Here is a 23,040-nt window from a genome sequence, read left to right as displayed (position 1 = left end):
TCGGCCTTCGGCCTCGTCCTCAAACGCCGGACGGGCCAAAACGTGCCGGTCGCGGCAGAGTTCCAGCCCGTCCGGCGTTTGCGGACGAGCCGTGAAGCGGCAATGAAGCGGGGTGCCAGGGGCTGGCCCCTGGTTTCGGAGAAGGGGCGGGTCTGGGGCGCACCCGCGAGGGACCACCACCCGCACACACCCACCAACCCTCCACCCACCCCAAGGACCCCTCATGCGCCTCCCCGACCTGCTCCCCACCCCCCTGCGCCGCACCTGGGCAGCCACCGGCACCTGCCCCGACCTGGACCTCTACAGCCTCTTCCGGTCACGCCAGATCGCCGACCCCCACCGCACCGCCGTCATCGACACCAAGGGCCCGCTCTGCTACACGGCCCTGGACCGCAAGGTCCGATGTCTGGCCGTCGGCCTCAGAGGGCTGGGCATAGGCCCGGGCGACGTGGTCGGCGTGCAGCTGCCCAACGGCCGCAACGCGGTGATAGCCGACCTGGCCTTGGCGGCCCTGGGCGCCATCGCGCTGCCGTACCCGGTGGGCCGCGGCACCCCCGAGGCCCTGAGCCTGCTGCGCCGAGCCGAGGCGACAGCCGTCATCGCGGCGGCCGAACACCGCGGCGCCCGCCCCGCCGAGTCCCTGGCAGAGGCCCTGCGAGGGCCCGCCGCGCCGCCCGCCTTGCGGCACGTGATCGCCGTGGGTCCGGGCCCGGTGCCCGAACGGGCCACCGCGTACGCGGAGTTGCTGCGCCACGACCCGGCCGCGTTCACCGCCGAGCGGCCGGACCCGGACGGGCCCGCGCGGATCCTGGTGTCTTCGGGCTCCGAGGCGGAGCCGAAGATGGTCGCGTACTCCCACAACGCGCTCGCCGGGGGCCGCGGCAACTTCTTCGCCTCGCTGATGCCCGACAAGGACACCCCGCCGCGCTGCCTCTTCCTCGTGCCGCTGGCCTCGGCGTTCGGCTCCAACGGCACCGCCGTCGCGCTCGCCCGGCACGGCGGCACCCTCGTCCTGCTCGACCACTTCACCCCGGGCGCGGCGATCGCCGCGATCCGCGCGCACGCGCCCACGCACGTCCTCGGCGTACCGACGATGGCCCGCATGATCCTGGACCACCTGGAGGCAGAGGCAGAGGCAGAGGATGGGGCAGAGGCGGAGGATGGGGCGGAGGCGGCGCCGGGGCGGGAGCGCGACGGCGGGCCCCTGCCCGCCCCCACGGCCCTGGTCCTCGGCGGCTCCCCCTGGACGCCACCACGGCCGCCCGCGCCCGCCGCGCCCTCGGCTGCCCGGTGGTGAACCTGTACGGCTCCGCCGACGGCGTCAACTGCCACACGGGTCTTGACGGCCACCCGGAGCACGACACGGCGTACGGAGTCGTCGCGGGCCGCCCTGACCCGCGTGTCGCCGACATCCGCGTCGCCGACCCGGCCACCCACGAGCCGCTGCCGGACGGCTCCGTCGGCGAGATCGTCGCCCGCGGCCCGATGACCCCGCTGTGCTATGTCGGCGCCCCGGAGCTGGACGCCCGCTACCGCACTCCCGACGGCTGGGTCCGCACCGGTGACCTGGGCCTGATCGACCCGGACGGCGTGCTGCACGTCGTGGGCCGCCTCAAGGACGTGGTGATCCGCGGCGGCGCCAACATCAGCCCGGCGGAGGTGGAGCGGGAGCTGACGGCGCATCCGCTGGTGCGGGACGTGGTGTGCGTCGGCGTACCGGACCCGGTGATGGGGGAGCGGCTCGCGGCGTGCGTGGTGCCGGGCCCCGGCGCCGCCGACGGCGGCCCGCTGACCCTGGAGTCCCTGGGCGCCCACCTCGCCCGGCGCGGCCTCGACCGCGCCAAGCACCCCGAACGCCTGCTCCTGGTCGACGAGTTGCCGCTGACCCCGGCGGGCAAGCCGGACCGGTCGGCGCTGCGGGAGCGGGCCGCGGCGGCCGTACCCGCCGGGGCGTGACGCGCGCGGCGCGCAAGCACGGAGGGGCGCTCCCGGACCAGGCCCGGGGGCGCCCCTCGCGCGTGGCGCGGCCGACTACTCGGCCTTCATCGCCTTCTTCAACTGCGCCGCCGCGTCCCGGTACACCGGCAGCAACTCCAGGTCGTCCTTCGGGTAGTTGACGATCCGCAGCTGCTCGGCGCCGGTTCCCGGCAGGACCGTCCCCGTCGACATGTGGGCGTTGTCGAGGACGAACGCGGGCTTCTTGCGGGCGAGTTCGGCGACCTGGGAGGCCTTCACCGGCTCCGGCCCGTAGGTGCCGACGGTGCGGGCGCCCGCCATGCGCGCGGACCACGTGGTGAACACCTGGCTGACCACCGCCGGGCTCCTGCCGTCCGGCCAGGCGGACTTGAGGTCCTTGGACAGCTTCGCGTACTCCCGCTCGAAGGTCTTCGTCCACTTCTCGGCGGCGACCTCGGTGCCGAACAGCCCGCCGAGCCGCGTCACTTCGCGCACGGCCTTGGGCGCGTCGTTGTCCAGGTTCACCTGGACCAGCTCGGCGTCGGAGCCCGCCGCCTCCTTGATCTTGTCGGCGTACGGCTCGAACGGCGCGTACAGCACGAAGTCGGCCTTGGCGACGGCCGCCAGGTCGGAGGGCTTGGGGTCGTAGTCCGGCGCGTGGTGCGTGGACGGCGGCACCAGGACGGTGACGTCCTTGGCGCCCGCCGCCTTGGCGAACGCGCCCTCCCACGTGGTGGTGGCGACGACGACGGGCCCGCCGCCCTCGCCCGCGTCGGTCTTCTTGGGCTGGTTCTCGTCGGCGCAGGCGGTGGCCGTGACGGCGAGCACGGCCGCGCTCAGGGCGAGGGCTCCGACGCGGACGGTTCGGTAGGGGAGGGGGACGCCGGTGCGCGGCATGAGGTGAGGCTCCGTTCGACGGTACGAGGGTTGGGGGAACCGCGGAGAACGCGGGAAACGAAGGGCACGAGGTGCACGGCGAGGACGACCGCCCCCGCGAGCAGGACCAGGACGGGTCCGGGCGGCCAGTCGAGCCAGAGGGCCAGCAGGAACCCGGAGGTGTTCACGGTGACGCCGATGGCGACGGCCCACAGCGCGATGGTGGTGAGCCGGTTGCCGAGGCGGCGCGCGGCGAGGGCGGGCAGCAGCGTGAGCGCGTCGACGAGCAGCGCGCCGGTGAGCTTGATGGCACCGGCCACCGCGACGGCCACCAGGACCAGGAGCACCAGGGTGAGGCGGCCGACCGGCACGCCCGAGCACTGGGCCAGCTCCCGGTCGTGCAGCAGCAGCGCCAGGTCGCGCCGCCGCCACAGGAACAGCACGGGCACGACCACGGCGAGGGCGCCGACGACCAGCAGGTCGGCCTCGCCCACGGACAGGATCGACCCCCACAGCAGCGCGAACGCGCCGGAGGCGTTGACGCCGGACACCGACAGGACGAGCAGCGCGGCCGCGATGGCCACGCTCATCAGCAGGCCCATCGCGCCGGACAGGCCGTCCGGCGTCGCCGCGAGCGGGGCGACGCCCGCGCCCGCGAGCGCGCACGCGCCGAGCGCGCACAGCATCGGGTCGAGGCCGGTGAGCAGCCCCACGGCGACGCCGAGCAGCGCGACGTGCATCATCGCGAACCGCACCGGCATGATGTCGAGGCCGACGATCACCACGCCGATCACCGGCAGCCCCACCGCCGCGAGCGCCAGCGCCGCCGCGGCCCGCCGCACGGGCAGCAGCTCCCACATCACCCCGAGGTCAGCCGTGGCGAGCGCGTTCACGGCGCCACCTCTGGACACGGCCCGTCCGGCGTTCGAGGACGAGCCGCGAAGCGGCGATGAACGGGGGTCCAGGGAGCGGAGCCCCTTGGTGTCGGGAAGGGGCGGGCTTGGGGGCCACCCGGCAGGGCACCGCTCACGCCCGCACCTCCCGCAGCCGCCCCGCCGCCATGTCGAGGACCCGGTCGCACCGCCCCGCCAGCGCCCGGTCGTGCGTGACGACGACCAGCGTGACCGGCAGCGCCGTCAGCGCGTCCGCGGCCTCCTCCTGCCCGGCGAAGTCAAGCGCCGCGGTGGGCTCGTCGGCGAGCACCACGCCCGCCCCGGCCGCCACGCAGCCGATCGCCCGCGCCAGATACGTACGCTGGAGCTGCCCGCCGGACAGCGTGTGCAGCGCCTGGCGCCGCAGCGCCCCCACGCCGAGCCCCGCCGCGGCCTGTGCCGCCGCCTGCGGCGCCCCGCTGGAGTCCAGCAACTCGCCCGCGAGCAGCGGGAACCGTCCCGCCACCGGCTTCTGCGGCACCCACGCGCAGACCCGCCGCCGCCACGCCCGGTCGGCGGCCGACGCCAGGCCGCGGCCGTCGACGAGGATCGTGCCGGAGCCCGGCCGGTGCAGGCCGAGCAGGGCGCGCAGCAGCGTGGACTTGCCGGAGCCGTTGGTGCCGGTCAGCGCCACGCGCTCGCCCGCCGCGACGTCCAGGTCCACGCCGTCGACGGCGACGACCCGCCCGTGTCCGCAGGTCAGACCCCGCACGCGTACGTCGAGACCGCCCATCGGCCGTCACCCGCCTTCCCTGCCTTCGGAGGTTGTGGTGTTCGAAGGCAGTAGTCGGACGGGCGGCGCCGTCAGTTCCCGGGTCTGACCACCACGGCCGTCACGCGCACCTCCCCGCTGTGCCGGAACCGCAGCACGAACGGCATCCGCTCGCCGAGCCGCGGGGCCCGCTTCGGGCGGAGCATGACGTCGAGCCCGTCGGGCCGCATGGTGATCCGCCTGCCCGCGGGGATCGTCGCGGAGTCCACCATCCGCATCGACTCGACGTTGCGGCCCGGCCGCTCCACGGTCCGGCTGAGCATGACGTCGTCGGCGCGCGGCGACCGCACCGACAGGAGCACGTCGTCGGACGTGCCCGAGTTGGCGATCCGGAAGAACGCGGCGGTGTCCTTGACGCTGCCGTACGGCAGGAAGACCCGCCCGTCCGTGACGGAGATCCGCGCGGGCCCGCCCGCGGCGCCCGACGCCACCCAGGCGCTGAGCCCGCACAGCGCGACGGCACAGGCGAGCACCGGCGCGAGGACCGGCGCGAGCACCCCGGGCAGCGCGCCCCGCGCCCGCGCGTACACCCGCCCGTACGCTCGTTCGTACCGCGAGGTCACCGGAGCGCACCCCCTCGCGCAGCCCGAGCCCGAGCCCGAGCCCGAGCCCCAGCCCCCGCCCTCGTCCGCGCCCCCGCCCGCTCCCGCGCGCCCCGCGGCACCGGCTCCCACGTACGCAGCCGCAAGCTGTTCGCGACCACCAGCAGCGAACTCGCCGACATCGCGACGGCGGCCGTCATCGGGCCGAGGCGGCCGACGGCGGCGAGCGGCACGGCGAGCGCGTTGTAGCCGAACGCCCAGACCAGGTTGGCGCGGATCGTGGCCAGGGTGCGCCGGGCGAGCCGCACGGCGACGGCCGCCGCGCCGACGTCGGAGCCGACGAGCGTCACATCGGCCGCGCCGATCGCCGCGTCGGTGCCGCAGCCCATGGCGATGCCGAGGTCGGCGCGGGCGAGCGCCGCCGCGTCGTTCACGCCGTCCCCGAGCACCGCGACCCGGCGGCCCTCCTGCCGCAGGCGGCGTACGAGGTCGGCCTTGCCCTCGGGGGTGCAGCGGGCGTGGACCTCGGTGATGCCGAGTTCGGCGGCGACGGCGTGGGCCGTCGCGGGGCGGTCCCCGGTGGCGAGCACCGGCTCCACGCCGAGGCGCCGCAGCCGGTCCACGGCCCGGAAGCTGCCGGGCCGCAGCACGTCGCCGACGGCCACGACGGCCTGGTCGACGCCGTCGACCCGCACCAGGACGGCGGTCCGCGCCGCCGCCTCGGCCGCCTCCACGGCCTTCGCGAGCGCGCCGGTCAGCGCGTCGCCGGGCACGCACACCTCCACGTCGTGGCCCGCGACGGTGCCGCGCACCCCGTGCCCCGGCGTGGCGCGGAAGCCGGTGACGTCCGGAAGCGGGGAGCCGTCCGGCGCGGCTTGTTCGGCGTACGCCGTCAGCGCGCGCCCCAGCGGATGCTCCGAGCCGCGCTCCACCGCCCCGGCGAGCCGCACGACCGTCTCCGCGCCGAGGCCGCCCTCGGCGGCGGTGACGTCGGTGACGGTCATCCGGCCCGTCGTCAGGGTGCCCGTCTTGTCCAGGACGACCGTGTCGACATGGCGCAGCGTCTCCAGGGCGCGGGGGCCGCTGACGAGGACGCCGAGCTGGGCGCCGCGGCCGGTGGCGGCCAGCAGCGCGGTGGGCGTGGCCAGGCCGAGGGCGCACGGGCAGGCGACGACCAGGGTGGCGACGGCCGCGGTGACGGCGGCCTCGGGGTCCGCGCCCGCGCCGAGCCAGAACCCGAGGACGGTCACCGCGAGGGTGAGGACCACCGGCACGAACACGCCCGCCGCGGCGTCCGCGAGCCGCTGGGCGCGCGCCTTGCCAGCCTGGGCGTCCGTCACCATGCGGGTGATGCGGGCCAGTTGCGTGTCGGCGCCGACCGCGGTGGCGCGGACCACGAGCAGGCCGCCCGCGTTCACCGCGCCGCCCACGACGGCGTCGCCGGGCCCGGCGTCCACGGGCTCGCTCTCGCCGGTGACGAGCGACAGGTCGAGCGCGGAGCCACCGGACACCACCACGCCGTCCGTGGCGACCCGCTCCCCGGGCCGCACCGTGAACTCCTGGCCCACGCGCAGCTCGGCGACCGGCACGCGTCGCTCCGCGCCGTCGGCGCCGCGCACCGCGACGTCCTTGGCGGCCAGTTCGGCGAGCGAGCGCAGCGCCGCGCCGGTGGCGCCCCGCGCCCGCGCCTCCAGGAACCGCCCGGCGAGCACGGACAGCGGCACGCCGACCGCCGCCTCCAGATAGACGTGCGCGGTCCCGCCGCCCGCCGAGGGCAGCACCTCGAACGGCATCCGCATCCCCGGCTCGCCCGCGCCCCCGAGGAACAGCGCGTACGCCGACCAGGAGAACGAGGCCACGACGCCCAGCGACACCAGCGTGTCCATGGTCGCCGCGCCGTGCCGAAGCCCCCGCAGCGCCCGCCGGTGGAAGGGCCACGCACCCCACACCGCGACCGGCGCGGCCAGCGCGAAGCACAGCCACTGCCAGTTCCGGAACTGCCAGGCGGGCACCATCGACAGCGTGAGCACGGGCAGCGAGAGCAGCGCGGCCACGACCAGCCGCGTCCGCTCACTACCCGCGCGCTCCCGCTCCGCTTCCGGACTCCGTGCGCGATCCGGTACCGGATGCGGTACGGGTTCCGGGGGCGGCGGCAGCTCGGCGGTGTACCCGGCGCGGACGACGACGGCTACCAGGTCGTCCGGCGCGGTGCCCGCGGGATGCGTCACGCGGGCGCGGCCGGTGGCGAGGTTCACGCTGGCACTGACGCCGTCCAGCCCGCCGAGCTTCTTCTCGACGCGGTTCACGCAGGCCGCGCAGGTCATGCCGCCGATGACGAGGTCGGTGGTGGTGTCGCCCACTAGTGCCCTCCGTGCCCGCCGTGCGACCCTCCGCCGCCACTGTCGCCGCCGTCGCCGCTGTCGCCGTCCGGTGAGGAGGACCGCATGCCGGGCGCGACGGGCCCGACGGACGACCCGACTTGGTACGAGACGGCGAAGACCACCAGGAGCAGCACGAGGAACCCGAGCAGCGCGGGCGGCGGGCGCCACGCCCGGGCCCTGTCGGGTGGGGCGGACGAAGCGGGCTGAGCGGATGAGGCGGGCTGAGCGGATGAGGCGGGCTGGGCGGACGAGGCGCGCTCAGCGGCGGACGGGGGCTGGGCGGACGGGGGCGGCGGCTCGGCAGGCATGGCCAGGTGGTCGTACGCGCCCGCCCGGAAGTTCCCGGAACCGTTCGGCGCTGACCGGGCGTCAGCAGGCGTACGAGAGATGTCCCACTCGCGTCGCGCACGTGTCGCGGTTGGGCCGAACGGGTGAGTTGGGTCAGAATTGCCTGGCCAGACGTTGAGAACGAGCCAGGACGGGGTTGCTCTGTGACCAGCAACGAAGCCACCGACGAGCAGTGGGAAGGGCTGGCCCAGGTCGTACCGCTGCGCGGGCGCAACGAATGGCCGTCGTGGCCGGGGCACCGCTCCCTGCCCGACGCCGAGACCGAGGCCCGGCGCCGCTTCATCGTCACCCGCGTCAACGTCTTCGCGGACGCCCGCGAGGTCGCCGAGTACCTGATGTCCCGGACCCCGGTCCTGCTCGACCTGAGCGGCGCCGAGGCCGAAGTCGCCAAGCGCGTCCTGGACTTCAGCAGCGGTGTCGTCTTCGGCCTCGGCTGCGGCATGCACCGCGTGGAGAAGAACGTCTTCCTGCTGTCCCCGCCGGACACCGAGGTGCAGGGCCTGGTGGAGGCGGCGACCGTCTGACGCCGGGGGCTTTCGGGGGTCGCTTCCCGGCCTCGCCCGCGGTCCGGGCTCGGCCCCGGTGCGCGCCCGCCCGCTGGCTGGCTGACGCGGGAGGCCGCTCCGCTCCGCTCGGCGCCGAGGGGCGCGGCCTGGGGCCGGTCGGCTGCCGCCGCCGTGCGCCCGGCCGGGTGCCGATGGCCGCCGCCCCGCGCCGCGGGTGCCCACCGCTCGGCGCCGACGGCCGCCCCGCGCCACCTGTCGGCATGGCGTCGGCGGCCGACCCGCGCCGCCCTTCGCCGCCGGTCAACTGGCCGACAAACGTACCGCGTTGGCCGGTGATCGCCCGATCGGGCGAAGGTCGCTTGGCCAAAACGGTTCGTCTGATCCACCGGCCCATAGCGTCCGGCCATGACTGTGCACTCCCGCGGGGCGCTCGCGCGGGTACCAACGGGCAGGGACAAGCCGTGCGTCACCGAGCTGCGGCTCTCCGCCTTCGCCGGACACCGGGCCGCCGCCTTCCCGCTCGGTCCCCTCACCCTCTTCGCCGGGCCGAGCGGCAGCGGCAAGACCAACGCCCTGCGGGCCTACGAGGCGCTGGCGCGGCTCGGCGGCGGCGCGGACCTCGTGGAGGCGTTCCCGCAGCCCGCCCGCTGCGTGCCCGAGCAGGCCCGCGCCGACCGCCAGGCACGGCGCGGCTTCCGCATCGGCTGCACCGTCGACGGCCCGGCGGGCCCGGTCCGCCTCGACCTCGCCGTCCAGGCCGAGCCGGAGCTGCGGATCGCGGGCGAGCGGCTGACCCGCGACGGGCTCACACTCCTGGAGACGGCCCTGCGCGACCCGGGGCGCCGTACCGTCCAGGCCTCCTGGCACACCGCGGGCGCGGCGCCCGTGACGCGGGCGCCGCTGCCCGACGACCGGCTCGGCACGGCGCTGCTGCCGCTGCGGGTCGCGGGCAAGACCGACGGCCAGCGGCTGGTGCTCGCCGCCGCCGAGCAGGTGGTGGTCGCGCTGCGCTCGGCGTTCGCGTGCGACCCGAGGCCCGGCAGCATGCGCGACCCCCTGCCCGCGGGGCGCCGCGGCGAGGGGCGGCTCATCGGCGACTGCCACAACCTCGCCGAAGTGCTCTGGCGCACCCGCTCCGAGTGCGGCCACCGGCACGCGCAGCTCGTCGCGGCCCTGCGCGCCGGGTGCGCCGGGCCCGTCACCGACGTGCTCGCCGAGCAGACCCGGGACGGCGGCCTGCGCGCCGTCCTGGACCGCGGCGACGGCCAGCGCACCTGCGCCGGGCGGCTCGGCGACGGCGAACTGCGCTACCTGGCGCTGGCCCTGGTCCTGCTCACCGGCCCCCGCGTCCTGGAGGTCGACCCCGTGGCGGAGGTCCCCGAGGCGTACCAGAACCTCACCGTCCTCGCCGACGGGTTCGACCGCTGCCTCGACCAGCGCCAGAAGCGGGCCCTGGCCGACCTGGCCGCGCGGGCCTGCGCCCGGGGCCACATCCGGTTGATCGGCACGGTGGCCGACGCCGCGTGGGCCGCGGCGGCGGACGGCGTCACGGTCATCGACCTCGACCCCGCCCCCTCCGCGGCGGTGCGCCCCCGGCAGGGCCACGCCCTCCGCCCCCGCCCCCATGTAGTTGACTGACCCCGTGACCGATCTAGACGTAGCGGGACTGCAGCGCAGGCTGGCCGAGTTCGCGGCAGCCAGAAAGTGGCAGCCCTACCACACCCCCAAGAACCTGGCCGCCGCGCTCAGCGTGGAGGCCTCCGAGCTGGTGGAGATCTTCCAGTGGCTGACCCCCGAGGAGTCGGCCCGCGTCATGGCCGACCCGGACTCGGCCCACCGCGTCACCGACGAGGTCGCCGACGTCCTCGCCTACCTCCTCCAGTTCTGCGAGGTGCTGGGCATCGACCCGCTGAAGGCGCTCGCCGAGAAGATCGACCGGAACGAGGAGCGGTTCCCCAAAGCGTGACGGCGAAGCGCCCCAAGCCGTGAAGGCGAACCGCCCCGCGCGCCCCCGCGACCACCGCGCCGCTCCCGAGGCGCTCGGCCCACGGGCCGCCCGGCGCACGCCCCGTGGGCCCCGGTCACCGCGCGCCCCGGGCGCCCGCGGGGCCCAGCCGCCCCGCGAGTCCGCCGTGTCACCACCCGCTGGACACTCCAGAAGCCCCGCAAAAACACCTTCTTGTCACTCTAAGTAGTGGATGCATTGTCCACAACCGGCTTTCTGTCCACAGATTTCAGGCTTCCTCTGGCTTTTCGAACCGAAGGCGCTCACTGTGGGTAGTGAACAAGGGAGTGCGGTGTACGTGCCGCGAGTGGGCGCGGGATGAATGGGGACGGCGCATGGATGCGATGCGGCTCATCGAAGCGACCAGGTGCGCCCTGGCGCGGAGTCAGGACCCCGCGGCCACCGTCGCGGAGGTATGGCAGTCGCACGCCCTGGCCCAGGCGATAGGCGGCCGCCTGGCCGTCGGCGGGCCACCGGAATTACGGGGTGAGGCGCTGGGCCTGAGCGAGCTGAGCGGCAGAGGCTGCGGCCTGCTGGACCCACCCCCGCCCGGCACGCGGATACGGGCGGGGTGTCTCACGGGCATAGCGGACGCCCACGACACCCTGCTGAGCCTGGGCGCCCTCCTGGGGGAGGCCGGTATCTCCCTGGTGTCCGTGGCCATGAGCGCCGACGACGAGGGGCTGTACTGGCAGTGCATGGAAGCGATCGACGCCGCCGACGAGTCCCGCGACCGGGTCCTGGAAATGCTCCGCCGCCTGGCGGCCCGCGAGCGCAACCTGTCGGGGGAGGGGGCGTGCGGAAGAAGCGGGGGACCGGCGTGACGCCGGACGGGCGGCGCCGGGCCCGCCGCTCCGGGACGGGGGCAGTGCTCCTGGCGGGCCCGGCCTCGTCTGCCCCGCCTTCACGCGCCGGGCGTCGCCCCCCTCGGACAGGTCCCGCCCTCCGCGGGGCGAGCGCCCCCTCCGGTGATTCAGGACCGCCCGGGCTCCTCCGCCACCGCCGCCCCCCGGCCGCCCGCGGACTGCTGGAGGTCCGCGTCGAGCTGCGTCAGGTCCGCGTTGAGCGCCGCCATCAGCTCCTCCATCTGCTGGAGCAGCCCCTTGGGCGCCCCCGGCTGCCCGCCCGGAGGGTGGGGGCGGGCCTGCTCGGGCACGCCCTGGTCGCGCACCGGCTCCGCGAGCGGGTCGTGCGCCTGCTCGGGCACGGCTTCCTGGGACATCACGGCCTCCTCGGCCCGCGCCCCGCCAGGCCGGAACGAGCGGGCCGGACAGGGCAGTTGGTGCTGGGGGCGCACCGGCATCGGCCGCCGGCGCGGGCGCCGGGCGGTCCGGCTCCGCGGAGCCAACGATCACCGGCGCGGGCCGGTCACTGGCGGGAACGCGCCCCGGCCGCCGGGTTGACGGTTTTTCACCCGACCGGGGCGGGCCGGGATCGGGGGAAACGGTGAGGTTGACGGGCGTTCGACCGTGCAGGATGGGGGCATGGATCTGCGTATCTTCACCGAACCCCAGCAGGGCGCCACCTACGACACGCTGCTCACCGTCGCCAAGGCCACCGAGGACCTGGGCTTTGACGCCTTCTTCCGTTCCGACCACTATCTGAGCATGGGCTCGGTGGACGGTCTGCCGGGCCCCACGGACGCCTGGATCACGCTGGCCGGGCTCGCCCGGGAGACCCGGCGGATCCGGCTCGGCACGCTGATGACCGCGGGCACGTTCCGGCTGCCCGGCGTCCTCGCCATCCAGGTGGCGCAGGTGGACCAGATGTCGGGCGGGCGCGTGGAGCTGGGCCTCGGCGCGGGCTGGTTCGAGGACGAGCACCGGGCGTACGGCATTCCGTTCCCGAAGGAGAAGTTCGCCCGCCTCGAGGAGCAGCTGGAGATCGTCACGGGCCTGTGGTCGACGGAGGTGGGCAAGACGTTCACCTACGACGGGACGTACTACCAGCTGGCGGACTCGCCCGCGCTGCCCAAGCCCGCGCAGGCCAAGGTGCCGGTCCTGATCGGCGGCCACGGCGCCAAGCGCACGCCGCGCCTCGCCGCGCGGTACGCGGACGAGTTCAACATCCCCTTCGCCTCGGTGGAGGACAGCGAGCGGCAGTTCGGCCGGGTGCGCGCCGCCGCCGAGGAGGCCGGGCGCGCGGGCGACGACCTGGTGTACTCCAACGCGCTGGTGGCCTGCGTCGGCAGGACCGACGCGGAGGTGGCGCGGCGCGCGGCGGTCATCGGCCGCGAGGTGTCCGAACTCAAGGCCAACGGTCTCGCGGGCTCCCCCGCCGAGGTCGTCGACAAGATCGGCCGCTACGCGGACATCGGCGCGACCCGCGTCTACCTCCAGTGCCTGGACCTGGACGACCTGGACCACCTGGAACTGATCGCGTCCCAGGTGCAGTCCCAACTGCGCTGACGGTCACCATGGGCCTGGCCCGGTGAACAGGGCCGTGCGGAACCGCACCTCGCGGTTCCGCACGGCCAACGGCCGACCGCGGGGCGGCCGCTCCGCCCTCGCGCCGGGGCGGCCGCCGCGGGGACGAGGGCGCGCAGAGGGGGCGGGCGGCGCGGTGGGGCTTCGCTTCCTGGGGTGATGGGGCGGTGGGGCGGTGGAAAAGCCCGGGTGCGAACGCGGTGTTCGATGTACGTTTGTGCAGGCGTGACGGGGGAGGGCGACGCACCCGTGTGCATAGGGCGCCGGGCAGGGCCCGGAGCCGTGGTCGCCCCAGCACGCCCCTTCGCTGCCGCGTTCCGGCGCGGCGTTCCGTTGCCCGGTTCCCTCACGGCGGCAGCCGCCGCGCGCGGGCGGAGCGGGCCGCACCCATCCGTACCCATCCGTAGCTCGACAGTCCTACCAAGGCAGACCCACCGTGTTCCTGACGATCAGCACGACCGGTTCCCCTGAACGCCCCGCCACCGACCTCGGGTTCCTGCTGCACAAGCACCCCGCGAAGGCGCAGGCGTTCTCCACCTCGTACGGCCGGGCGCACGTCTTCTACCCAGAGGCGTCCGCCGAGCGCTGCACGGCCGCGCTGCTCCTGGAGGTGGACCCGCTGGCGCTGGTGCGCCGGGGAAGGGCCGCGGCGGCGCGCCGGACGCGGCGCTCGCGCAGTACGTGAACGACCGGCCGTACGCGGCGTCCTCGCTGCTCGCCGTCGCGCTGAGCACGGTGTTCTCCAGCGCGCTGCGCGGCGTCTGCAAGGCGCTGCCCGAGCGCGCCGCGCAGCCCCTGCCGCTGCGCGTCGAGGTGCCCGCGCTGCCCGCGCGCGGCGGCGCCGACCTGGTCCGGGCGCTGTTCGAGCCGCTCGGCTGGACGGTCACGGCCGACCCGGTGCCGCTGGACGAGCGCTTCCCCGAGTGGGGCGACTCGCGGTACGTCCGGCTCGTCCTGGAGGCCGGGGACGGCGCGCTCACGCTGAGCCGGGCGCTGCGCCACCTGTACGTACTGCTGCCGGTGCTCGACGACGCCAAGCACTACTGGGTCTCGGCCGACGAGGTCGACAAGCTGCTGCGCGCCGGTGACGGCTGGCTCGCGGACCACCCCGAGCAGAAGCTGATCACCAGCCGCTATCTGGCCCGGCGCTGGTCCCTGACGCGCCAGGCCATGGAGCGCCTGGAGCTGGCCCGGCTCGCCGACGCCGACGACACGGACGTCACGGACCTGGACAACGCCGTCGACGAGGAGGACGAGGAGACCGACACCGAGGACCGCCCGGTGCCGCTGGCCGCGCGGCGCCGCGAGGCGATCGTCGCCGCCCTGCGGGCGGCGGGCGCGGGCCGGGTGCTCGACCTGGGCTGCGGGCAGGGCCAGTTGGTGCAGGCGCTGCTGAAGGACACCCGGTTCACGAAGGTCGTGGGCGTGGACGTGTCGCTGCGCGCCCTCACCGTCGCGGCCCGGCGGCTGCGCCTTGAGCGCATGGGGGAGCGGCAGGCGGAGCGCGTGGAGCTGTTCCAGGGCTCCCTCGCGTACACGGACAAGCGGCTCAAGGGGTACGACGCGGCGGTGCTCAGCGAGGTGATCGAGCACGTCGACCCGGACCGGCTGCCCGCCGTCGCGTACGCGGTGTTCGGCTCCGCCCGGCCGCGCACGGTTCTCGTGACGACCCCGAACGTCGAGTACAACGTGCGCTGGGAGTCCCTCCCGGCGGGCCACGTCCGCCACGGCGACCACCGCTTCGAATGGACCCGCGCCGAGTTCCGCGCCTGGGCCGACGCGGTCGCCGCCCGGCACGGCTACGAGGTCGCGTACCTGCCCGTCGGGGACGACGACCCCGAGGTGGGCCCGCCCACGCAGATGGCCGTGTTCACCCGCGCCGAGCAGCCCACCGGCACCCACTCCGCCAAGAGCGGCACCCACTCCGCCGAGAACGGCGCCCGTACCGACACCGCGAAGGAGGCGAAGGCCGCATGACCAGCACCGAACGAACCGGGGCCGCCGAGCGCGCCGAGCCCGGGGCCCGCACCCTGCCCGTCACCGACCTCTCCCTCGTCGTCCTGATCGGAGCGTCCGGCTCCGGCAAGTCGACCTTCGCGCGCAAGCACTTCGCGCCCACCGAGGTGCTGTCGTCGGACTTCTGCCGGGGCCTGGTCGCCGACGACGAGAACGACCAGAGCGCCAGCCGCGACGCCTTCGACGTGCTGCACTACATCGCGGGCAAGCGGCTCGCCGCGGGCCGCCGCACGGTCGTGGACGCGACCAGCGTGCAGCAGGACAGCCGCCGCCAGCTGATCGAGCTGGCCCGGAAGCACGACGTGCTGCCCATCGCCATCGTCCTGGACGTACCCGAGGAGGTGTGCGCCGAGCGCAACGCGGCCCGCACCGACCGCGCCGACATGCCGCGCCGCGTGATCCAGCGGCACACCCGCGAACTCCGCCGCTCCCTGCGGCACTTGGAGCGCGAGGGCTTCCGCAAGGTGCACGTCCTCAAGGGCGTCGAGGAGATCGACGCGGCCACCGTCGTCACCGAGAGGCGGTTCAACGACCTCAGCCACCTCACCGGCCCCTTCGACATCGTCGGCGACGTCCACGGCTGCGCGAGCGAGCTGGAGGCGCTGCTCGGCAAGCTCGGCTACGTCGACGGGGTCCACCCCGAGGGCCGCACGGCCGTGTTCGTCGGCGACCTCGTCGACCGCGGCCCCGACACCCCGGGCGTGCTGCGCCGCGTGATGTCCATGGTCGCCGCGGGCACCGCCCTGTGCGTGCCCGGCAACCACGAGAACAAGCTCGGCCGCCACCTCAGGGGCCGCACGGTCCAGCTCACCCACGGCCTCGCCGAGACCGTCGAGCAACTCGACGCGGAGAGCGCGGAGTTCAGACGGGGGGTGCGGGAGTTCATCGACGGGCTCGTCAGCCACTACGTCCTCGACGGCGGCAGGCTCGTCGTCTGCCACGCAGGGCTGCCCGAGAAGTACCACGGCCGCACCTCGGGCCGGGTCCGCTCGCACGCCCTGTACGGCGACACCACCGGCGAGACCGACGAGTTCGGCCTGCCGGTGCGCTACCCGTGGGCGGAGGAGTACCGGGGCAAGGCCGCCGTGGTCTACGGCCACACGCCGGTGCCGACGGCGACCTGGCTGAACAACACCATCTGCCTGGACACCGGCGCGGTCTTCGGCGGCAAGCTCACCGCCCTGCGCTGGCCGGAGCGCGTACTCGTCGACGTACCCGCCGAGAAGGTCTGGTACGAACCGGCGAAGCCGCTGCGCACGGAGGCGCCCGGCGGCCGCGAAGGGCGGCCCCTCGACCTCGGCGACGTCCAGGGCCGCCGCGTCGTGGAGACCCGGCACGCCGGGCGGGTGACCGTGCGCGAGGAGAACGCGGCGGCGGCCCTTGAGGTGATGAGCCGCTTCGCGGTGGACCCGCGCCTGCTGCCGTATCTGCCGCCGACGATGGCGCCGACGGCGACCTCGAAGCGCGACGGCTACTTGGAGCACCCGGAGGACGCGTTCGCGCAGTACGCGGCGGACGGCGTGGCGCGCGTCGTGTGCGAGGAGAAGCACATGGGCTCGCGCGCGGTGGTCCTGGTGTGCAGGGACGCCGAAGCGGCCCGCGAGCGCTTCGGCGTGGACGGCCCCACGGGCGCGCTGTGCACCCGCACCGGCCGCCCCTTCCTCAGCGACCCCGAGCTGACCGAGCAGGTCCTGGACCGGCTGCGGGAGGCGGCAGGCGCGGCCGGGCTCTGGGACGAGCTGGCCACGGACTGGCTGCTGCTCGACGCCGAGCTGATGCCCTGGTCCCTGAAGGCCTCCGGCCTGTTGCGCACGCAGTACGCGGCCGTGGGCGCCGCGTCCGGCGCGGTCTTCCCGGCCGCCCTGGACGCCCTCCAGGCGGCCGCCGCACGGGGCGTCGAGGTGGCCGGGCTGCTCGGCAAGCAGCGGGAGCGCGCCGCGGACGCCGCCGCGTTCACCGAGGCCTACCGCCGCTACTGCTGGCCGACCGACGGCCTGGAAGGGGTGCGGCTCGCGCCGTTCCAGATCCTCGCCGTCCAGGGCAGGAGCCTCGCCGCGCTGCCGCACGACGAGCAACTGGCCCTGATCGACCGCATGGTGGAGCACGACGGCTCGGGCCTGCTGCGCACCACGCGGCGGCTGTACGTCGACACGGGCGACGCCGAGTCGGTGCGCGCGGGCGTCGACTGGTGGCTGGAGATGACCGGGCGCGGCGGCGAGGGCATGGTGGTCAAGCCGGTCGGTGCGCTGGTGCGCGACGCCAAGGGGCGGCTCGTCCAGCCGGGCATCAAGTGCCGCGGCCGCGAGTACCTGCGGATCATCTACGGCCCGGAGTACACCCGCCCGGAGAACCTGGCCAAGCTGCGCGGCCGGTTCCTCGGCCACAAGCGGTCCCTGGCGATACGCGAGTACGCGCTCGGCCTGGAGGCCCTGGACCGGCTCGCCGACGGCGAGCCGCTGTGGCGGGTGCACGAGGCGGTGTTCGCGGTGCTCGCACTGGAATCGGAACCGGTGGATCCGCGGCTCTGATGGCTGTTTGGCGCGTTGTGGGCGCCCCTGTCCTGCCGGGCGGGACGCCCGCGACGCGCCGCGGGGCGCGTGCCGCGGCCCCGGTGGGGTGAGGATGGGGGCATGGGATTCCACGTCGACTCCGAGGCCGGGAAGCTGCGCCGCGTCATCCTGCACCGCCCGGACCTGGAACTGAAGCGCCTCACGCCGACCAACAAGGACGCCTTGCTGTTCGACGACGTCCTGTGGGTGCGGCGGGCCAGACAGGAGCACGACGGCTTCGCCGACGTGCTGCGCGACCGGGGGGTGGAGGTCCACCTCTTCGGTGACCTCCTCACCGAGGCCCTGGACGTCCCGGCGGCCCGCCTGCTCGTCCTGGACCGGGTCTTCGACGAGAAGGAGTACGGGCCGCTCGCCACCGACCACCTGCGGGCCCAGTTCGAGCCGCTGCCGTCCGCGGAGCTGGCCGAGCTGCTGATCGGCGGCATGACGAAGCGGGAGTACCTGGAGCGGCACCCGGAGCCGACGTCCGTGCGCTTCCACTGCATGGACCTGGACGACTTCCTGCTCGGCCCGCTGCCCAACCACCTGTTCACACGGGACACCTCCGCCTGGATCTACGACGGCGTGTCCATCAACGCGATGCGCTGGCCCGCCCGGCAGCGCGAGACCGTCCACTTCGAGGCGATCTACCAGCACCACCCGCTCTTCCACGGCCAGGGCTTCCACCTGTGGTCGCAGGGCCAGAGCGACTACCCCTCCACCATCGAGGGCGGCGACGTCCTGGTCATCGGCAACGGCGCCGTGCTCATCGGCATGAGCGAGCGCACCAAGCCGCAGGCCGTGGAGATGCTCGCGCACAAGCTGTTCGCCGCCGGGTCCGCCACCTCGATCGTGGCGCTCGACATGCCCAAGCGCCGGGCGTTCATGCACCTGGACACGGTGATGACGATGATCGACGGCGATACGTTCACCCAGTACGCGGGCCTCGGCACGCTGCCCTCGTACACGATCGAGCCGGGCGTGGACGAGCGCGAGCTGAAGGTCACCGACCATCCGCCGGAGCACATGCACCGGGCCATCGCCGCCGCGCTCGGCCTGGACCGGATCCGCGTCCTGACCGCCACGCAGGACGTGCACGCCGCCGAGCGCGAGCAGTGGGACGACGGCTGCAACGTGCTCGCCGTCGAGCCGGGCGTCGTGGTCGCCTACGAGCGGAACGCCACCACCAACACGCATCTGCGCAAGCAGGGCATCGAGGTGATCGAGATCCCCGGCAGCGAGCTGGGCCGGGGCCGGGGCGGGCCGCGCTGCATGAGCTGTCCGGTGGAGCGGGGCGCGGTGGGGGAGTGACCGGGGCGTTCCGGGGCGGCTCCAAGGGGTGTCCCGGGACGGCTCCAAGGGGTGTCCCGGGGCGGCTCCCGAGGGGCGGCTCCAGAGGGGGCCCCGGACGAGTCGAAGGGGTGTGCATATAAATGTGTAAGGTCGTATAGACTTTCAAAGTCACGTATTCGCACCCCAGGAGCGCCCCCATGGCGAACGGCTCGACCGGCCCCGACCTCACCGGCCGCCCTTTCCTCAAGGAGCTGGACTTCAGCGCCGAGGAATTCCGCGGCCTGCTCGCCCTGGCCGCGGACCTGAAGGCCGCCCGCCGCGCGGGCCGCGAGGAGCGCCTGCTGACCGGCAAGAACATCGCCCTGGTCTTCGAGAAGGCCTCCACCCGCACCCGCTGCGCCTTCGAGGTGGCCGCCGCCGACCAGGGCGCCGCCACCACCTACCTGGACCCCTCCGCCTCCCACATCGGCCAGAAGGAGTCCGCGAAGGACACCGCCCGGGTGCTGGGCCGGATGTTCCACGCCATCCAGTACCGGGGCGACGCCCACGCGACGGCCGAGGCGCTCGCCGCCCACGCGGGCGTGCCCGTCTACAACGGCCTCACCGACGACTGGCACCCCACGCAGATGCTCGCCGACGTCCTGACGATGACCGAGCACTGCGCGGAGCCCCTGGAGCGCATCGCGTTCGCCTATCTCGGTGACGCCCGGTTCAACATGGGCAACTCCTATCTGGTGACGGGCGCGATGCTCGGCATGGACGTGCGGATCGTGGCGCCCCGCGCCTACTGGCCCGCCGAGGACGTCGTCGCCCGCGCCCGGGCCCTCGCCGAGGGCAGCGGCGCCCGGATCACGCTCACCGAGGACATCGCCGAGGGCGTCGTGGACGCCGACTTCGTCGCCACCGACGTGTGGCTGTCCATGGGCGAGCCGCCCGAGGTCTGGGACCAGCGCATCACCGACCTCGCGCCGTACGCGGTCACGATGGACGTGCTGCGCGCCACGGGCAACGCGGACGTGAAGTTCCTGCACTGCCTGCCCGCCTTCCACGACCTCGGGACGACGCTGGGGCGCGCCCTGTGCGAGAAGCACGGCCTCAGCTCCCTCGAAGTCACCGACGAGGTCTTCGAGTCGGAGCACTCCGTGGTCTTCGACGAGGCCGAGAACCGGCTGCACACGATCAAGGCGGTCCTGGTGGCGACCCTCGCCGGAGCGCCCCTGCCCGCGCCACGCTGACCCGCCCCGACCGGACGCCCCCCGCACCACCGGCGCCCCCGCGCCGTACGCACCACCAGAAACGAGCACCACCCCGCCATGCGCACCACCAGCCCGGCCGCCCCCACCGGTCGGCGCCTCAAGTCCCCCGACCTCCTGATCGCCGAGTCCGGCGCGGACCGCGAAGGCCATGGCCTCAGGCGCACGATGGGCCTGTTCCAGCTCGTCTGCTTCGGGGTGGGCGCGATCGTCGGCACCGGCATTTTCGTCGGCCTGTCCGACTCCGTCGCCGAGGCCGGGCCCGCCGTCGCCGTCTCGTACGTCCTCGCCGCCGTGACCTGCGTCTTCACCGCCTTCTCGTTCGCCGAGCTGGGCGGTGCGATCCCCGTGTCCGGCAGCTCCTACTCGTTCGCGTACGCGGCGCTCGGCGAGCGCACGGCGTTCCTCGTCGGCTGGTGTCTGCTCCTTGAGTACGGCGTGTCCGTGTCGGCGGTCGCCGTCGGCTGGAGCCAGTACCTGAACGAACTCCTCGACAGCCTCACCGGCTGGCAGCTCCCTACGGCCCTGTCGGCGGGCCCCGGCGAGGGCGGCGCGGTGAACCTCCCGGCCGTCGTGGTCATCCTGCTCGCCGCCGTGCTGCTCGTGCGCGGCATCCGGGAGAGCGCGCGGGCCACCGCCGCCATGGCCGTGCTGAAGATCGGCATCCTGCTGCTGTTCCTCGCGATCGCGTTCACCGCGTTCCAGGACGGCAACCTCACCCCGTTCGCGGGCGCCGGTGCCTCCGGGATCACCGCGGGCGCGTCCCTCGCGTTCTTCTCGTTCATCGGCTTCGACGCGGTGACCACGGCCGGGGAGGAGGTGCGCGATCCGCGCCGGAACATCCCCCTCGCCATCCTGATCTGCATCGGCGTCGTCACGCTCCTGTACGTGGCCGTGGCGCTCGCCGCGATCGGCGCGCTCGGCCCCGACGCCGTCGCCGACAAGCCCGCCGCGCTCTCCCTGATCGTCGACCGCGTCACCGGCTCCGGGTTCGGCGGCGTCATCGCCTTCGGCGCGGTCGTCGCCATCGCCTCCGTCGTGCTCGCCGTGATGTACGGGCAGACCCGCATCCTGATGTCGATGGCCCGCGACGGCCTGATGCCCCGCGTCTTCGAGCGGATCTCCCCGCGCACCGCGACCCCGGCCGCGGGCACCTGGATCGTGGCGGCCCTGATCGCGCTGCCCGCCGCGTTCTCCTCGCTCGACGTGGTCGTCAACCTCACCACCATCGGCACCCTCGCCGTCATGGCGGCGGTCAACGCCTCGGTACTCGCCCTGCGCCGGACGCGACCGGACCTGAAGCGCACCTTCCGGGTGCCGCTCCACCCGCTGTTCCCCCTGCTCGGAATCGGCTTCAGCGCGTATCTGATCTGGGGCACGGGCTGGACGACCTGGGTCCAGTTCGCGGGGTTCCTGGCGGTGGGGGCGGGGGTGTACGCGGCGTACGGGCGGCGCAACTCGCGGCTCGGGGCAGCGGCGGTCAGTGCTCCGCGGGAGCCTGGAGCGTGAACCAGACCGCCTTGCCGGACTCGGTGGGGCGGTGCCCGCACGACGTGCTGAGCGTGCGGATCAGCAGCAGCCCCCGCCCGTGCTCCTGCCAGGGGTCCGGCTCGCAGGTCGCCCCCGGACCGGTCAGGTCCCCCGGTGGGAGGGGGTTGGAGTCGTGCACCTCGACCTGGCAGCGGGTCGGGAGCAACTCGATGACCAGCTCTATCGGGTGATGCCCCGGCGCGTGCTCGATCGCGTTGGCGACGAGTTCGGCGGTCAGCAGCTCGGCGGTGTCGGTGCAGGCCGTGGAGCCGATGTCGGTCAGGGCCGTGCGGACCAGGGCGCGGGCGATGGGCACGGCGGCCACGGTGTGGGGCAGTCCGATGCGCCAGGAGGCGGGGGAGTGGGATGCGGGCAAGGGCTGGTCCGTTCGGCGAGCGGGCGGTCCCGAGCAGGGGGATCCTGTGCGGGTCCTGCCTTCAACCGTACGAATCCTAAGCGGGCGGCGACAGGGCCATTGGTCCGGGCCATTACGGGCCGCCCCGGACCCGGGTGGCCGCGCACCCGCGACCCGCGTGATCGCGTACCCATGACCGGCTGACCGGCTGACCGGCTGACCGGCTGACCGGCTGACCGGCTGACCGGCTGACCGGGCGACCGGGCGGCAGGGCGGCAGGGCGGCAGGGTGACCGGCCGACCGGCTGGCCCGTCGTATCGCGTGCTCGTGACGACAGTCATGGATGGGTGATAACTTCGAAGGCGGGAACACGGCAGCGCCCCGCACCGGCCCGCCCCAGGGCCCCACTCCGCTCTCCGTCGAGGAGGCCGCACGTCATGAGTCCCTTCACCGGCTCCGCAGCCCGCACCCCCGAGTGGGAGCACCTGCGGCTCAGCGTCGACGACGGCGTCGCCACCGTCACGCTCGCCCGCCCGGAGAAGCTCAACGCCCTCACCTTCGGCGCCTACGCCGACCTGCGCGACCTGCTCGCCGAGCTGTCCCGCACCCGGTCGGTCCGCGCCCTCGTGCTCGGCGGCGAGGGCCGCGGCTTCTGCTCCGGCGGCGACGTGGACGAGATCATCGGCGCCACCCTCGCCATGGACACCGCGCAGCTCCTCGACTTCAACCGCATGACGGGCCAGGTGGTGCGCGCCCTGCGCGAGTGCCCCTTCCCCGTGATCGCCGCCGTGCACGGCGTGGCCGCGGGCGCGGGCGCCGTCCTCGCGCTCGCCGCGGACTTCCGGGTCGCGGACCCCTCGGCGAGGTTCGCGTTCCTGTTCACCAAGGTCGGCCTGTCCGGCGGCGACATGGGCGCCGCCTACCTGCTGCCGCGCGTCGTCGGGCTCGGCCACGCCACGCGCCTGCTGATGCTGGGCGAGCCGGTGCGCGCGCCCGAGGCCGAGCGGATCGGCCTGATCAGCGAGCTGACCGACGAGGGCAGGGCCGCCGAGGCCGCCGCCGCGCTCGCCCGCCGCCTCGCCGCGGGCCCCGCTCTGGCGTACGCGCAGACGAAGGCGCTGCTCACCGCCGAGCTGGACATGCCGCTCGCGGCCTCCGTGGAGCTGGACGCCGCGACGCAGGCGCTGCTGATGAACGGCGAGGACTACGCCGAGTTCCACGCCGCGTTCACCGCGAAGCGGGACCCGAAGTGGCGGGGGCGGTGACCGTGCAGGCCACTTCCGGGACCCCGGGGCCCTCG

At 74.7% G+C, this 23,040-nt stretch carries 18 protein-coding genes and 2 pseudogenes; 12 read left to right on the top strand and 8 right to left on the bottom strand.

Annotated elements, in window-relative coordinates; genetic code table 11:
- Nucleotides 1-223 precede the first annotated feature (223 nt).
- A pseudogene (locus tag ACOBQU_RS09485) lies at nt 224-1,956 on the top strand (class I adenylate-forming enzyme family protein).
- A gap of 75 nt (nt 1,957-2,031) precedes the next feature.
- Here ACOBQU_RS09485 and ACOBQU_RS09480 read toward each other — a convergent pair.
- From ACOBQU_RS09480 to ACOBQU_RS09455, 6 genes are all read right to left on the bottom strand, one after another.
- Nucleotides 2,032-2,853, bottom strand: coding sequence for a metal ABC transporter solute-binding protein, Zn/Mn family (locus ACOBQU_RS09480; RefSeq protein WP_423625755.1), 822 nt, complete (start codon nt 2,851-2,853; stop codon nt 2,032-2,034).
- Nucleotides 2,793-3,725, bottom strand: coding sequence for a metal ABC transporter permease (locus tag ACOBQU_RS09475; protein WP_423625753.1), 933 nt, complete (start codon nt 3,723-3,725; stop codon nt 2,793-2,795). Before ACOBQU_RS09475 ends, ACOBQU_RS09480 begins: the two co-directional genes overlap by 61 nt.
- Before the next feature lie 133 nt (nt 3,726-3,858).
- Nucleotides 3,859-4,497, bottom strand: a complete 639-nt coding sequence (locus tag ACOBQU_RS09470) for an ATP-binding cassette domain-containing protein (protein WP_423625751.1) — start codon at nt 4,495-4,497, stop codon at nt 3,859-3,861.
- 71 nt (nt 4,498-4,568) lie between these two features.
- Nucleotides 4,569-5,099, bottom strand: coding sequence for a copper chaperone PCu(A)C (locus ACOBQU_RS09465; protein WP_423625750.1), 531 nt, complete (start codon nt 5,097-5,099; stop codon nt 4,569-4,571).
- Nucleotides 5,096-7,402, bottom strand: coding sequence for a heavy metal translocating P-type ATPase (locus tag ACOBQU_RS09460; RefSeq protein WP_423634372.1), 2,307 nt, complete (start codon nt 7,400-7,402; stop codon nt 5,096-5,098). Before ACOBQU_RS09460 ends, ACOBQU_RS09465 begins: the two co-directional genes overlap by 4 nt.
- Before the next feature lie 35 nt (nt 7,403-7,437).
- Nucleotides 7,438-7,767 carry a hypothetical protein gene (locus ACOBQU_RS09455; RefSeq protein ID WP_423625749.1) on the bottom strand — a complete coding sequence of 110 codons (330 nt, stop codon included), beginning with the start codon at nt 7,765-7,767 and terminating at the stop codon, nt 7,438-7,440.
- A 183-nt stretch (nt 7,768-7,950) separates the two neighbouring features.
- Between ACOBQU_RS09455 and ACOBQU_RS09450 the strand changes: the two genes are divergently transcribed.
- From ACOBQU_RS09450 to ACOBQU_RS09435, 4 genes are all read left to right on the top strand, one after another.
- On the top strand, nt 7,951-8,331 hold the full coding sequence (locus ACOBQU_RS09450) for a cell division protein SepF (protein WP_423625747.1): 381 nt from the start codon (nt 7,951-7,953) through the stop codon (nt 8,329-8,331).
- A 387-nt stretch (nt 8,332-8,718) separates the two neighbouring features.
- Nucleotides 8,719-9,951, top strand: coding sequence for an AAA family ATPase (locus ACOBQU_RS09445; protein WP_423625746.1), 1,233 nt, complete (start codon nt 8,719-8,721; stop codon nt 9,949-9,951).
- A 4-nt stretch (nt 9,952-9,955) separates the two neighbouring features.
- Nucleotides 9,956-10,279, top strand: a complete 324-nt coding sequence (locus tag ACOBQU_RS09440) for a nucleotide pyrophosphohydrolase (protein WP_423625745.1) — start codon at nt 9,956-9,958, stop codon at nt 10,277-10,279.
- A gap of 374 nt (nt 10,280-10,653) precedes the next feature.
- On the top strand, nt 10,654-11,142 hold the full coding sequence (locus ACOBQU_RS09435) for a DUF6099 family protein (RefSeq protein ID WP_423625743.1): 489 nt from the start codon (nt 10,654-10,656) through the stop codon (nt 11,140-11,142).
- A 149-nt stretch (nt 11,143-11,291) separates the two neighbouring features.
- On the opposite strand, the gene ACOBQU_RS09430 is transcribed toward ACOBQU_RS09435, so the two are convergent.
- Nucleotides 11,292-11,540 carry a hypothetical protein gene (locus tag ACOBQU_RS09430; RefSeq protein ID WP_423625742.1) on the bottom strand — a complete coding sequence of 83 codons (249 nt, stop codon included), beginning with the start codon at nt 11,538-11,540 and terminating at the stop codon, nt 11,292-11,294.
- A gap of 262 nt (nt 11,541-11,802) precedes the next feature.
- Here ACOBQU_RS09430 and ACOBQU_RS09425 point away from each other — a divergent pair, with 262 nt between their 5' ends.
- The 6 genes and pseudogenes from ACOBQU_RS09425 (at nt 11,803) to ACOBQU_RS09400 (ending at nt 21,364) form a co-directional block, all read left to right on the top strand.
- Nucleotides 11,803-12,726 (top strand): LLM class F420-dependent oxidoreductase, encoded by a 924-nt coding sequence (locus ACOBQU_RS09425; protein WP_423625740.1) that lies wholly within the window; start codon nt 11,803-11,805, stop codon nt 12,724-12,726.
- A gap of 454 nt (nt 12,727-13,180) precedes the next feature.
- Nucleotides 13,181-14,721 (top strand): annotated as a pseudogene (locus ACOBQU_RS09420) (3' terminal RNA ribose 2'-O-methyltransferase Hen1).
- Entirely contained in the window at nt 14,718-17,288 is a 2,571-nt protein-coding gene (locus ACOBQU_RS09415; protein WP_423625739.1) for a polynucleotide kinase-phosphatase, read from the top strand. The pseudogene ACOBQU_RS09420 and the gene ACOBQU_RS09415 overlap by 4 nt, the downstream one beginning before the upstream one ends.
- Nucleotides 17,289-17,390: 102 nt before the next feature.
- Nucleotides 17,391-18,620: an arginine deiminase gene (locus tag ACOBQU_RS09410; RefSeq protein WP_423625738.1), complete on the top strand. Its 1,230-nt coding sequence runs from the start codon at nt 17,391-17,393 to the stop codon at nt 18,618-18,620.
- Between the two features lie 179 nt (nt 18,621-18,799).
- The gene (gene argF / locus ACOBQU_RS09405) at nt 18,800-19,837 is read left to right on the top strand and encodes an ornithine carbamoyltransferase (protein WP_423625736.1); all 1,038 of its coding nucleotides are present in this window, start codon (nt 18,800-18,802) and stop codon (nt 19,835-19,837) included.
- 78 nt (nt 19,838-19,915) lie between these two features.
- Nucleotides 19,916-21,364 (top strand): amino acid permease, encoded by a 1,449-nt coding sequence (locus ACOBQU_RS09400; RefSeq protein WP_423625735.1) that lies wholly within the window; start codon nt 19,916-19,918, stop codon nt 21,362-21,364.
- Here the strand turns inward: ACOBQU_RS09400 and ACOBQU_RS09395 are convergent.
- The gene (locus ACOBQU_RS09395) at nt 21,336-21,761 is read right to left on the bottom strand and encodes an ATP-binding protein (protein ID WP_423625734.1); all 426 of its coding nucleotides are present in this window, start codon (nt 21,759-21,761) and stop codon (nt 21,336-21,338) included. The genes ACOBQU_RS09400 and ACOBQU_RS09395 overlap by 29 nt on opposite strands.
- 416 nt (nt 21,762-22,177) lie before the next feature.
- Between ACOBQU_RS09395 and ACOBQU_RS09390 the strand changes: the two genes are divergently transcribed.
- Complete coding sequence (locus ACOBQU_RS09390) at nt 22,178-23,005, top strand: enoyl-CoA hydratase family protein (RefSeq protein WP_423625733.1); 828 nt, start codon at nt 22,178-22,180, stop codon at nt 23,003-23,005.
- Nucleotides 23,006-23,040 lie beyond the last annotated feature (35 nt).

Origin of the sequence: Streptomyces sp. G45, assembly GCF_049542095.1 — a bacterium.
In the GTDB taxonomy this organism is placed as follows: Bacteria; Actinomycetota; Actinomycetes; order Streptomycetales; family Streptomycetaceae; genus Streptomyces.
Note: the sequence above shows the minus strand (reverse complement) of the source record. Positions and strands in the feature narration are given on the sequence as shown.